We start from the raw sequence: 14,296 nt of genomic DNA, 5'->3' as shown, positions 1-14,296 counted from the left end.
TTCGCCTCACCGAGACCTTCGACATGGACGCCCGCCAATACGCCTTCCTGAGCCGCCAGCCTTCTGCCGCAGTGAGATCGCGCGAGCACTTCTGCGGCATGCCCAAGCGCGGTCTGGCGTTCCTGTTGGCGAACGTGATGTTCTGGCAACCGATGTGGGCGCAGGCCGACGGCATCGTGGTAGCCACGCCGGGCACCAGCCTCGGTCAGGCGGGCAACGGCGTGCCGATCGTCAACATCACCGCGCCCAATGGCAGCGGGCTGTCACATAACCAGTTTCACGATTACAACGTCGGTACCCAGGGCGTCATTCTCAACAACGCCACCGCGCGTACTCAATCCACCCAACTGGGCGGGATCATCGTCGGCAACCCGAACTTCAATGGGGTCGCCGCGCAGATCATCCTCAACGAAGTCAACGGCGGCAGCCCGAGCCAACTCAACGGTTACACCGAAGTGGCCGGCCAATCGGCACGGGTCATTGTCGCCAACCCTTATGGAATCAGCTGCAACGGCTGCGGCTTCATCAATACCCCGCGCGTGACATTGACCACCGGTAAACCCGTGCTGGATAACGGGCGCGTGGATCGTTATCAGGTGGATCAGGGCAGCGTCTCCATCGACGGCGCAGGGCTGAATGCCAACAACGTCGACAGCTTCGAAATCATCACCCGCAGCGCGAAGATCAACGCCAAGATTCAAGCAAAAAACCTGACGATTGTGGCCGGTCGCAACGACGTCAACGCCCAGACGCTCAGTGCTACTGTTCGCGCCGATGACGGCAGCGCCAAACCACAATTGGCCATCGACAGTTCGGCGCTGGGTGGCATGTACGCCGGGGCGATCAAACTGGTCGGCACCGAGGCCGGGGTCGGGGTGAAGCTGGCCGGTAATCTGGCCGCCAGTGGCGGTGACATCCAGATCGATGCCAATGGTCATCTGAGCCTGGCCCAGACTGCTGCCGCTGGTGCAGTCAACGTCACAGCCGCGAGTCTCGATGCCCAGGGACCGGTTTATGCGGGCACCAGCCTTGCAGTCACAACCTCGGGAGACCTCAACACACAACAAAACCTCGCTGCCCGCGACCGCATCAGCCTGTCCAGCGACGGGCAACTGAGCAATCAGGCGGTGATCGAAGCCGGCGTCAACGCCGACAACAGCCGCAACACCAGCGGTGATGTCAGCCTCACTGCGCGGAACCTCACCAACAGTGGCAGCGTGATCGCCAGCCGTTCGCTGCAAGCCACGGTGGCACAGACCCTGTCCAACCAAGGTGGGACGCTGAACGGTCAAGGCAGCGCGCAAATCTCCACCTCGACCCTGGATAACCGTCAGAGAGGTCGAGTGTTGAGCCAGGGCAGCCTGGGCGTCACCGCCAATCAGGTGTTGAACAGCCAAGGCGGCCTGATCACCAGTACTGGCAACCTCAATGCCAACGCCGGGTATCTGGATAACAGCGGCGGTGAACTGTCCAGCCTGACAGTCAGTACCGTGCAGGTGGGGGCTCTGGATAACGTTGCCGGTTTGATCGGCGCCGGGCAGAGCCTGAGTATCACCGCCAGTGGCCAGATGAATAATCAGGGGGGGCGTGTTCTTGCCCAGCAGGACCTGCAGATCAGCGCAGGTGCACTGGACAACAGTCAGCAAGGTTCGCTGGTCAGTCAAGGCACGTTGGGCCTGAACGTGGCTGGGACGTTGGACAACCATCAGCAAGGCAAGCTGACCAGTGTCGGTGCGCTCACCGCCCGAATTGCCGGAGCACTGCTCAATCAGTTCGGGCTGATCAACGCAGGCGGCAATCTGCAACTCACCGCCAATTCGCTGGACAACCGCAACGGCCATCTGTCGAGTGTCGGCGATCTGACATTAAGCGCCAGTCAGGCGGACAACAGCAGCAGCGGCCAGATCCTGACCAACGGCGACATCGCACTGAGCCTCGACAGCTTGAACAATCAGCTCAATGGCGTGATCGCCGGACAGCGTGATGTCCAGCTCAACGCCGGGCAGCTGGATAACAGCGGGGCGGGCAGCCTGTACGCGAAACGCCATCTCAACCTGATCCTGGCCAATCAACTGAACAACGCGCAGGGCACTCTGCGCGGCGACGGCACGCTCACGCTCCAAGCGGCGAGTCTCGGCAACCAGGGGGGCAGCGTATCTGGCGTGGGCGGATTGACCGTGACCAGCAGCGGTGCGATTGCCAACCAGGGCGGCGCCCTGCTGACCAACGCCGGTCTGACCTTGAACAGCGGCAGTCTCGACAACAGCCAGCAAGGCCGCATCGTCGGTAACGGCGTGGTACTCAACACCGGTGCGTTCACCAATCAGCAAGGCGGGAGCCTGACCAGCACTGGCGCGCTCAGCCTCACGGCCGGCCAAGTGGATAACAGTGTGGCTGGCCGCATCGCCAGCGCCATGGCGTTGACCGCAACCGTCACCGGCCTCGATCAGCACGCGGACGGGCAATTGTTCAGCAGCACGGATGTCACCCTGGACTTGAGCAATGGCCAGTTGAACAACCAGGGTGGTTTGCTGACGGCACCGGGTCAACTGCTGCTGAAAAACCTCAATGCCGTCGCTAACCAGGGCGGTGAAATTTCCAGTGCCAAGGCGTTCAGCCTGACGGCGCAAAGCCTCGACAACACTGACGGCAAGTTGCTCAGCGACCAGGGTTTGACCGTGCGCCTCAATCAGACACTGACCAACGTCAGAGGATTGATTTCGGCAGCGAGTGTGGATGCGCGCGCCGCTCGGCTGGACAACAGCAACGGCAGCATCAGCAGCGATGCCGACCTGAGCCTGCAACTGGCTGGCGCGCTGCTCAACCAGAACGGTGAACTGTCCAGCGCCGGAAACACCACCCTTGTAGCCATGAGCCTGGGCAATGGCGGCGGTCAGGTGCTGGCTGATCAACGCCTGAGCCTGATGATCAGCGGCGCCGTGGATAACCAGGCCGGTACTTTGGGGGCCGGGCAAGGGCTGAGCCTCAGCGCCGCAAGTCTGGATAACAGTCAGGCGGGCAGCCTCGTGACTGACGGTAACCTCGACCTCGGCCTTGGCGGCTTGCTGAACAACCAGAGCGGCGGCAGCGTGCAGGCCAAGGGCGTAATGAACCTGCAAAGCCTGAGCCTGGATAACCGCGGTGGTCGCATCTCAGGCAAAAATCTGCTGACCTTGCGCAATGGCTCGTCGGACAATCGCGGCGGTGTCATTCGTGCCGACAAGGACGTGCAGCTCTACATCGATCAACTGGATAACCGCCAGCAAGGTCTGCTCAGCAGCAAGGCCGGTATCGGCTTCACCGGCCAGCGTCTGGATAACCAGAGCGGGCTGCTCAGCGCCATAGGCCTCGTACAGCTGCAAGCAGGCGTCGTGCTCAACAATGCCGGTCGCATCGCCAGCCAGAGCGACCTGAACGTCAACATCGACGCGTTGACCCAGCAGGGCGGCGAACTGGTCGCCCAAGGCACGCTGACGCTGACTGGCACCAAACTGGATAACAGCCAGGGTGGTTTGGTCGGGGCGACAAAAGCGCTGAAACTCAATGTCGGTGACATCGACAACCGCGCGGGTGAAATCTCCAGTCAGGTTGATGTCGCCATCATTGGCCAACAACTGAACAACAGCGACGGCGGCAAGGTGCTGGCGGGCACCGCACTGGGCCTGAGCGTCGCCAAACTGATCAACCAGAACAAGGGGTTGCTGTTCGGCGACACACTCAACCTCAACGGCGCTAGCCTGAACAATGCCGGCGGCACGCTGGCCAGCCAGAACGGCCTCGGCCTCAACCTCACAGGCGACCTGGACAACATTGCCGGCCTGCTCAGCAGCGAAGCCGCCTTGACGGTCAATGCCGCCAGCCTGAATAACGGCGCGGGCAGTCTGTCCAGCGCCGGTGCCTTGAACGTCACCACCACCGGGATATTGAGCAACCAGGGTGGCTCGATCACCACCGACGCCGGACTGACCCTCAACAGTGCCAGTCTCGATAACCGAAATAGCGGTGTACTGTCCGGCAAAGGCGCGACTCGGGTCAGCACCGGTGCTTTCGACAACAGCCACGGCGGTCGCCTGACCAGTGCCAACCCCCTGGACCTGAACGCTGCCCAAGTGACCAACCAAGACGCTGGTCGCATCGCCAGTGCCATGGTGCTGAACGCCAACGTCACCGGCCTCGATCAGCAGGGTGGTGAACTGTTCAGCAACACCGCGTTGAGCCTCGATCTGAACCACGGCCAGTTGAACAACCAGGGCGGCTTGATCAATGCCCCCGGTGCGTTGCTGCTGAAAAATCTCAATGGCGTCGCCAACAATAATGGCGAAATCTCCAGCGCCCAAGCCTTTACTGTTGACGCTCAAACACTCGACAACAGCGGCGGCAAGCTGCTCAGCAATCAAGCGCTGACGCTGCGACTGGCGCAGGCGATGAGCAACATCAACGGCATCATTTCCGCTGCCGCGCTGAACGCCCACAGCGCCAGCCTGGACAACAGCGGCGGTTTGATCAGCAGCCGTGATGGCCTGAAACTGGCCGTTGACAACAGCTTCACCAACCACAACGGCACCTTGATCGCCGACGGCAATCTGCTGCTCAGCGCTACCACAACGGACAACAGCCTCGGCCAGATCGCCGGTAAACAAGACCTCACCGCCACCGTTGGCAGCTTGCAACAACAGGGCGGACAGCTGATTGCCCAAGGTAATTTGAGCCTGACCGGCGATCGCCTGGACAACCGCCTGAACGGCATCGTCGGTGCGACGGGCACACTGGATATCAAGGTTGGCATCGTCGACAACCGTGGTGGTGAACTCTCCACCAAGGGCAACCTGACCCTGGTCGGCCAGCAACTGGATAACAGCGACAATGGACAAATTCTTGCCCAGAACACCCTGCTGCTGACAGTCGATCAAATCATCAACCGCAACAAAGGCCTGCTCTTTGGCAAGACCGGATTGAGCGTGACAGGCACCGGGCTGGATAACACCCGCGGATCCTTGCTCAGCCAGCAGAGCATCGACGTTGACCTCGGCGCTACGCTGGACAACAGCCTCGGTCTGTTCAGCAGTGAAGGTTCGCTCGGCGCGCGCGTGGGCAATCTGATCAACACGGCAGGCAGCTTTTCCAGCGCCGGTAGCTTGAGCGTCAATAGCGTTGGGGCAATCAGCAATCAGGGCGGGCAACTGGTCACCGATGCCAACCTCGACTTGCACAGTGCCAGCCTCGACAACCGGCAGCAGGGCCGGATCAGCGGCAAAGGCCCCGTCTCGATTCAAACCGGAGCCTTCGACAACAGCCAGAGTGGCCGCGTCAGCAGCGCCGGTCGCCTCGACGTGACCGCCGCAAAACTGACCAACCAGGCAGGCGGCAGCATCGGCAGTAGCGATGCACTGACCGTCAGCGTCACGGGGCTGGACCAGCAAAACGGTACCTTGTTCAGCAACAGTGCCTTGACCCTCGACTTGAACAACGGCCAGTTGAACAACCAGAACGGTCTGATCAATGGGCCGGTTCTGCTGCTGAAAAACCTCAACGGCGTCGCTAACCAGAGCGGGGAAATCTCCAGCGTCCAAGCCTTTGCCCTGGCGTCGCAAAACTTCGACAACAGCGGCGGCAAACTGCTGAGCAACCAGGGCCTGACCCTGCGCGTCAATCAAGCGCTGAGCAACGTCAACGGCATGATTGCGGGCGCCAGTGTTGATACGCGCGCCGGCACGCTGGACAACCGCGGCGGCCTCCTGACCAGCCGAGGCAACCTCGCACTTGACGTCAATGGTTTGCTGAGTAACCAGAGTAACGGCCTGATCAACGCGGCGCAGGCGCTCAATGTCGCTTCCGCCGACCTCAACAACCAGGGCGGCCAACTGCTCGGCGGCACGGCGCTGACGGTCAACGCGGCAGCCCTGGACAATAGCGCCAATGGCTTGATCAACAGTCAGGGCGGATTGAGCCTGACGGCCAACAGCCTGGACTCCAGCAATGGCGGTGAAGTGTCGGCCAAAAGCGCTATCGGCCTGAACCTTGGTGCATTGACCCAGAACGGCGGTCGCTTGCTGGGCGATGCCGGTATCACGCTTGACCTGGGCGGTGGAGACCTGAGCAACAACAACGGTTTGATCACAGCCAAAGGGCCGCTGACCATCAGCAACCTGCGCGATCTGAACAACCGCAGTGGTGAAGTCTCCAGCACTCAGAGCATTGCCCTGGTCGGACGCATCTTTGACAACAGCGGCGGCAAGCTGATCAGCAGCAACCTGCTGAGCCTCGATGCCACCGGCGGCCTGCTCAACCAGAACGGCCTGATCTCCGGTTGGCAGGGCCTCTCCGTAACGGGCGCCAGCCTCGACAACCGCAACGGCGGCACGCTCTCCAGCCGCAGCGGCAACCTCGGCGTGACCTTGAGTGGCGCCTTGCTCAACAGTGGCGCCGGTGYACTGGTCAGCCAGAATACACTCAGCGTCAACGCCTCCAGCCTCGATAACAGCGGCGGCATCCTGTCCAGTGGCGCTGGCCAGACCCTGACCGTCAGCGACCTGCTGGACAACGGCCAGAACGGCCTGATCGACAGTGGTGCGGCCCTGGTCATGCAAGCCATGACCCTCGGTAACGCGACGGGTGCGATCAACGCGCAACAGGGCTTGAGCTTCACCGGCACCACCTTGGACAACACGGCCGGCAACCTGATCGGCAATGGCACGGTCAGCCTCGATCTGCTCGGCGCTTTAACCAACACCAACGGCAAACTCGCCAGTGCCGGCCCGCTACTGATTCAAGGTGCGAGCCAAATCAACAACCGGGGTGGGCAACTGGCGAGCCAGTCCCTGCTGACCCTGCTCACCGGCGGCCTCGACAACAGCAATCGCGGCACCGTGGCCGCCAACGGTCAACTATCGCTCACGGCAACGGGCACCGTGCAGAACAACGCCGATGGCTTGATCTACAGCAAGAATGGTGGCGTGCAACTGCAAGCCGCGAGTCTAGCCAACAGTCATGGCGCACTGCAAAGCCAGGGCGTGCTGAACCTTAACTTCACCGGCGACATCGACAACGATAGCGGTCGCATCATCGCCCAAGGCGGCGACCTGACCATCATTGCCGGCAACCTCGACAACCGTGGCGGCGTGTTGGCCAGCCTGCAAGGCGCGTTCAGCGCCCACCTCACCGGCGTGCTGAAAAACGGCTACGACCCAAGCAACAACAACCAGGGCGGCGTCACCCAGGCCCAGCGCCTGGACCTGACCGCGCTGGCCGGCATCGACAACTACGGTGGGCGTATCGCCGCGCAAGCCGGCGATACGATCATTCATACCGCTGACTTCGACAACCGCAACGGCGGCCTCTACGCCCAAGGCCGAGTCAGTGTCACTGGTAACAACTTCGACAACAGCGGCAGCAATGACGGCCAGATCGCCGGCAGCCAGATCGACCTGACCCTGAGCGGTGGTCTGAACAACCGCCTGGGCATCATCGAAAGCGACAGTACCCTGGCGATCACCGCGGCGAGTATCGATAACCAGACGGGCCAACTACGTGCCCTCGGCACCAGTGGCGCGACCCAATTCAATGTCGATGGCCTGTTCGATAACCGTAATGGCACCGTCGAAAGCGCCAACAGCGACCTGACCCTTGCTGCCGGCAGCTTCCTTAACACTGGCGGCACCCTGTTGCATGTCGGCACCGGCACTTTTGGCCTGTCCATGGCCAACGTCGTCAACGCCGGCGGCAGCCTGATCACCCGTGGCGGCCTGACTCTAAACGCGGACACCTGGACCAACAGCAGCGTCATTCAGGCCGGGCGCCTGAACGTCAACGTCAACAACTTCAGCCAAACCGCCGGCGGCCAACTCCTGGCCTCCGACAGTTTCACGGGGAGCGGGGGCAACTGGTACAACGACGGGTTGATTGCCAGCGGTGGCAGTCTTGCCCTCAACCTGGGCGGTGTCTATAGCGGCAACGGCAGCGTGAGCAGTGTCGGCAATCTTGGTCTGAGTGCTGCGCAGATCGACCTTACCTCTGTGGCGAGTATCACGGCTGGCGCCAGTGGAACCGTCGGTAGCAGTGGCAGCCTGACCAACCTCGGACGCCTCACTTCAGTCGGGGCACTGACGGTCAATGCCGCCTACCTGAACAACCAGGGCACCCTGGGCAGTGGTGCCAACCTGCGCGTCAACGCCCCCACTATCCTCAACCAGAATGGCCTGATCTTCAGCGGCGGCGACATGGCGCTGCACACTGATAACTTCACCAACCGCTACGCGGATGTCTATGGCCTCGGCAACGTCAGCATTGCCAGGGACGACAACAATGGATTGAGTGCGTCGATCTCCAACGTGTCGGCGACCATCGAGAGCGGTGGCGACCTGAGCCTGGCGTCCAACTCCATCGAGAACCGCAAAGACGTATTCCAGACCACGGGCGGGTTGGTCTCTGGCGAGATCGGGGTGCAATGCTACACCTGCTCTTCGCTCGATCCTCTTGCCCCGTTGGGCTTAAACAGTTATGCGGTCTGGGTGGAAAACTACCAGTCGCAGATTGTTCAGGATTCAGCCTCGGCCAGTATGACGGCTGGGCGTAACTTTCTGGCAACCGGCGGGGTGTTACTCAATCAGGCGTCGACCCTCAGCGCAGGAAACAACCTCACGTTCAACCTGCAGGCCTTTACGAATCAAGGGGCTTCTGTAGGCGACTATAACGTGCGGCGATCTATTGCTCTTACTGCCGGGCAACAGACTACCGATTTGAATCTATGGAATTCGATCATGGCTTACAACGCTGCCAATGATCCTTCCTACGATCCGGGATCATTGGGATACGTCGGCGGCAGCAACCCGACCTTCTCAAGGCCTAATCTCCATTTCTGGAACAGTTCCGGCGCTGAATCCGTAATACAGGTAGCACCTCACCCTGACGGCAAAAACCTGGAAACCTACATTAGGTTTGGTTCGGTATATATCACCGTGCCTGCTGGATCCCTATGGTACGACTTTACGCTTCCTCATTACGGCGACGGTGTGCGGACCGATGCACCGGACGCGATCCAGTCCGCAATTCCCTTCGACACCACGGTGACTTACAACAGCCCATCGTCTTACGCTAATGCGGTCGTGCAGGCGGGTGGTGCAGTCAATATCACCGCGTCGCAAAATCTCACCAACAGTGTGATCCGCGAAGGGGTGGTCAACGGTTCCGGTGCATCACGCGTCGGCTCGACCCAGCTCAATGGGCAGACCGCCCCGACCATCGTCAACCTCAACGCCCAACTACCGCCCAACCTAGCCCAACAGCAGGTCAATCCCCTGACACTGCCGGGCTTCAACCTGCCAACCGGCCAAAACGGTCTGTTCCGCCTGAGCGGGCATGGCGGTAGCGGTGCCCAGGCAACTCAGGCCAACGCTGCGCCACAAAGCTGGACCTTCGGTGGTGCCAGTGTCGCCTTGGCTCAACGCGACCAAGCAGTGCCGGATGCTCAGGTGCGCGACATCCAACTGAGCGATATCACGCAGACCTCGGTCGCCAGCCGTCAGGTAGTCGCGGACGCCCGTCAAGGTGTCGGCGTTGTCAGCAATGCATCGTCGATCAATGTTACGGCGCCGAGCGATGGCGGTGCCGGCAGCGTCGTCGTGCCGGGGCACAGCGCCGATGCGCCCGCTGCCACCGTGGTCAGCGATATAACCGGCGCGAACCTATCCAGTCAGCCCGCCGCCGTCGCTCCGCTGCTCGGCCAGACATCGCCTGCCATTGCGCAAATCACCCCGGCAGCCAGCCAGACCGTCGCCCGGGTGCAAGGCCTGCCCAGCAGCAGCGGTCAGTCCAAACCGCAAAAATACCTGATCGAAACCAACCCGGTCCTCACCGACCTCAAGCAGTTCATGAGCTCGGATTACCTGCTGGGCAACCTCGGCTACGAACCCGACGACAGCGCCAAGCGCCTCGGCGATGGCCTTTATGAACAACGCCTGATTCAGCAAGCAGTGGTCGCCCGTACCGGTCAACGCTTTCTCGACGGCCTGACCTCGGACGAGGCCATGTTCAAGTACCTGATGAACAACGCCATCGCCAGCAAGGAGACGTTGAATCTGTCGCTTGGCGTATCCCTCACCGCCGAACAGGTCGCAGCACTCACCCACGACATCGTCTGGATGGAAACCATGCAGGTCAATGGCGAGGACGTGCTGGTGCCGGTGCTGTACCTGGCCAACGCCAACAATCGCTTGGCACCCAACGGGGCACTGATCCAGGGCAGCGACGTGACCCTGATCGCCGGCCACGACCTGAACAACGCCGGTACTCTGCGCGCCACCCACAACCTGTCGGCCACCGCGGGCAATGACCTGGTCAACAGCGGCCTGGCCGAAGCCGGCAATCGCCTCGACCTGCTGGCGGGGAACAACCTCGTCAACACGGCCGGCGGCATCATCGCGGGCCGTGACGTCACCCTTACTGCCGTCAACGGTGACGTGATCAACGAACGCAGCGTGACCGCCGCGCAAGCCAGCAACGGTGATTTCAGCACCGGCCGCGCGTACGCCGATAGCGCCGCCCGCATCGAAGCCGCCAACGACCTGACCATCAAGGCCGGTCGTGACGTCAACAACATCGGCGGGGTGCTCCAGAGCGGCCGCGACACTACGATCAACGCCGGTCGGGATGTGAACGTGGTGTCCGCGCAGGCCGAAAACAAGCTTGCGAACGGCAGCAGCTTTCTCGAGCAAAACATCACCCAGATGAGTGGCTCCGTCAGCGCCGGTCGTGACCTCTCGGTCAATGCGGGGCGTGACATCAGCGTCATCGCCAGCCAGATCAACGCCAAGCGCGACATCGCCCTGGCCGCCACGGACAACCTCACGTTGGCCTCGGCAGCGGACGAGGGGCATAGCTACAGCAAAACCAAAAAAGTCACGACGCAGGAAGACCACGTCAGCCAGGTCGGCACCAGCCTCACCGCCGGCGGCAACGTCGCCCTGAGCGCCGGCCAGGACCTGACCCTGCTCTCCAGTCGGGTCAGCGCCGGCGACGAAGCCTATCTGGTGGCGGGCGGCAATCTTGAGTTGCTGGCCGCACAGGACAGCGATTACTCGCTGTACGACATGAAGAAAAAGGGCTCTTTCGGCGCCAAGAAAACCCAACACGATGAAGTCACCGATGTGAAAAACATCGGCAGCGAAATCACCACCGGCGGTGACCTGACGCTGAAAAGCGGTGGGGATCAGCGCTATCAGGTGGCGAAGCTGGAGGGTGGCAAGGACATCACGCTGGACAGTGGTGGCAGCATCACTTTCGAGGCGGTGAAGGACGTTCATGATGAAAGCCATACCAAGAGCAATGGTGATGCGTTCTGGACCTCATCGAAAGGCAAGGGCAACACCGACGAGACCCTGCGCCAAAGCCAACTGGTGGCTCAGGGCGAGCTGGCGATGAGGGCCGCTGGAAAAATCACGATCGACATAAAACAGATTGATCAGAAAACCGTTAGTGAAACCATTGATGCAATGGTGAAAGCTGAGCCCGAACTAGCGTGGATAAAACAGGCGGAAGCCAACGGTCAGGTCGATTGGAGGTTGGTCAAGGAAATCCATGACAGCTGGAAATATGACAACTCCGGACTCGGGGCTGCATCTGCGTTAGTCATTGCCATTGTCGCCAGCATGTTTCTCGGTCCTTTGATGGGGGCGATGGCCACCAACTTTACAGTGGGTACCGTGAACAACGGTGGCGATTTGGGGGCGGGCCTGAAAGCTACCGTCAGCAAAGATGCAATCAAGGGTTATGCCACGCAATTTGCTACCGGCTATGCGTTGAATGGTCTTGATGGGATGGTGAGTGGCTGGAGTACCGATGGAGCGCTCATTCTGAAAGCGGACGGGGTCATGAATCCCGGCTACTCGGCAAGCATGCTGGATTGGAACACCGTCAGTCAGAATGTCCTGCGCAGCACGGCACATGCACTGGTTGTAGGCTCGATCAACACCGCCATCAATGGAGGCAGTTTAAAAGACAATCTGGGTACCTCTCTGGTCTCTGAAGGCCTGGATCTTGCCGCTGCCTTTGGTAATAAACAGGTTGGAGACCTTGCCGATCATTTGAACGTCGATCCAGGGTCGGCACAGAAAATACTGATGCATGCGATCTTGGGAGGTGCACTTTCAGCGGCAAGAGGGGGCGACTTCAAGACCGGAGCCCTGGCAGGTGCGGCGGTGGAGGGCCTGAATGCGATTACAACCGAGGCCTTGGGTAACTATCTGGATTCGCGTTTTGCCACCGATGATCAATTCAAGGTGGGCACCGCTCAGATTATCGGTGTCCTGGCTGGCGCCATGGGTAGTGGCGATCCAGAGATTGCAAGCTGGGTGGCGGGCAATGCCGAGCGTTACAATCAGCAAGTGCATAGAGAGGCAGCAGCCCGTTTGGAGAAAGGCTTCGCTACTCTGCATGAGCAAAACCAGTTTGTGGATCTGCAGCCACAGGATGTACTGGCAGACCTGCAGAAAATTGCCGATGGTGAAAAAGACCCTGCGAAGCTGAACCCTCGAACTGTTGAATTTCTGAATCAATTCTCTCCTGGGGATCTTCGTGAAATTTTCTTTGAGCCGACTCTGACGGAGCAAATTGTCGGGCTGGGCATTGACCTGTTTTTCCCCACGCCAACAGGGAAGGGTAAAGCGGCGGTTGCCATCTCTGGCCCGGTAGGCAAAGAGATTCTGGAGGCCTTGGAGAAAAAGTTCGGTGCGGCGTTGGCGGAGGGAGGTGCAAAAGGACCTTTGAATACCTTGGAAGGTGTTCCTGGTCGAGTCCAGTCCCGAGTCAACTTAGCTAATGATGGTATGGAGCACTTGGCTTCACGTCACTTGTCGGGCAAAGTAAATGCAAGCCAGTTTTCTATCGGGGAGCCTGAGTTGCGTGGTCTTCTGCAAAGCAAAACGGTTGTGAGTACACCTGTCACACGAATGGTAGACAGTGCTGATGGTGTGCGCTATGTGCGCGAAGTTGAAGTTGGGCGTTCTATTGGTACGGATAAATTCAGTGGTGGACAGTCAACCTCGATAATGACTGTTATGACTGATAAATTTGGGAATCTAGTAACAGCATTCCCAGGGGTGCTCAAATGAGCTCTCGTGACCATGTGCGAGCGGATTTGCTGAGCTCTATGGCGTCGCTGTTTTCAGGGGACACTAATCCTCTGCTGTTGGCTGCTCTTAAAGCGGCGTTTCCCTGGTTGTCTTTTGCTCTGATCGTAAACTGGATTCCTGAACAGGCCGAGGATATTTACTGGGTGCTGATCGACTTAGATCGTATTGCAACTGTAGAAATCTCGCGATTAAGTAGTGACTTGGAAGACGTATCAGTCGAAGTGTTAGATTTAAATAAATATAAGGAGCGTCGCCTTTCCATTGAGAGCCGCCGAAAGCTCGAGGTTGCGATTGATCTGATGAAGGAAAATTACGCTAGCTAGAGGTTTTCTCTAGTGGTGCAAAAGGGACTGGGGATTCTTTGGCGAAACTGAGCCAAGGACAACAAAGAGCTATCAGCAAAATTGACAATATTCTCAGTAACTTCAAAGATAGCGATATCACGGGTACCTTAAAGGATATGGCCGGTACTCCTGTTCCGAAGCCGGGTGGCGGTTATTGGGATCACTTGAAAGAGATGAACGACATGCTTCGAGGATTACGAAACCATGCAGGCCCTCTAAAGGGTGTGAGTGATCCTGCAGCGCAAGCTGCACGTCAAAGAGCAATAGATTCTATTAATCGTATTGAGTCAGCTTTAAATGGTGCGGGGATATGAAGTTTCGCGATTTAGAAAAAGAAGCTCCAAATTATTGGTTGCCTGAAAATCATCCATCGCCTTTAACCGAGTGGTATTTGTCGGTGCGCGACACCCCTCTAGAGCAGTTAAGCGTAGGGGATGTGTGTCGCACATTAAGACAGGGTCTTTTTGTTTGCGAGATACTTCCTATTGCGGTAGCCCTATTAAACGATGATGTTCTGGCGGGAGAGCGGTATGACGGTGAGCTGATAGCCGCTCTTGCAGGTGTGAATACGTGTTACTGGCAAGCGAGCTCAAATGCGATGCTGCAAACAGTCTGTGCTTTGAATGAAGTAAAACATTTAACTAGCGATGCTGAGCTATTAAGGGATTCTTCAAATTTGAAGAGGATGCTTGGGGAGTTAATGGGTAATAGCTCATAAGGTACAAAAGGTATCGAAATTGCGCCGGGTAAATTTGATTAGTCGCAGCTTGTGTCCAGCGCTTAGCGTCGTGCATGTTTAATACGCTACTGATTACTGTCTCCCAAGAG

The 14,296-nt window shown here is 59.1% G+C and carries 4 protein-coding genes; all 4 read left to right on the top strand.

What is annotated here, in order from left to right:
• Positions 1 to 23 precede the first annotated feature (23 nt).
• The 4 genes from AC1DVE_RS12580 to AC1DVE_RS12565 are packed head-to-tail and all read left to right on the top strand — an operon-like array spanning position 24 to position 14,186.
• Entirely contained in the window at positions 24 to 13,103 is a 13,080-nt protein-coding gene (locus AC1DVE_RS12580; protein ID WP_477783955.1) for a two-partner secretion domain-containing protein, read from the top strand.
• Positions 13,100 to 13,447 carry a hypothetical protein gene (locus AC1DVE_RS12575; protein WP_223458043.1) on the top strand — a complete coding sequence of 116 codons (348 nt, stop codon included), beginning with the start codon at positions 13,100 to 13,102 and terminating at the stop codon, positions 13,445 to 13,447. The genes AC1DVE_RS12580 and AC1DVE_RS12575 overlap by 4 nt, the downstream gene beginning before the upstream one ends.
• A gap of 38 nt (positions 13,448 to 13,485) precedes the next feature.
• Complete coding sequence (locus AC1DVE_RS12570; RefSeq protein WP_223458045.1) at positions 13,486 to 13,782, top strand: polymorphic toxin type 28 domain-containing protein; 297 nt, start codon at positions 13,486 to 13,488, stop codon at positions 13,780 to 13,782.
• Positions 13,779 to 14,186 carry a contact-dependent growth inhibition system immunity protein gene (locus tag AC1DVE_RS12565; protein ID WP_223458046.1) on the top strand — a complete coding sequence of 136 codons (408 nt, stop codon included), beginning with the start codon at positions 13,779 to 13,781 and terminating at the stop codon, positions 14,184 to 14,186. The genes AC1DVE_RS12570 and AC1DVE_RS12565 overlap by 4 nt, the downstream gene beginning before the upstream one ends.
• Positions 14,187 to 14,296: the final 110 nt, after the last annotated feature.

The organism is Pseudomonas sp. P4_B4 (assembly GCF_056402255.1).
Note: the sequence above shows the minus strand (reverse complement) of the source record. Positions and strands in the feature narration are given on the sequence as shown.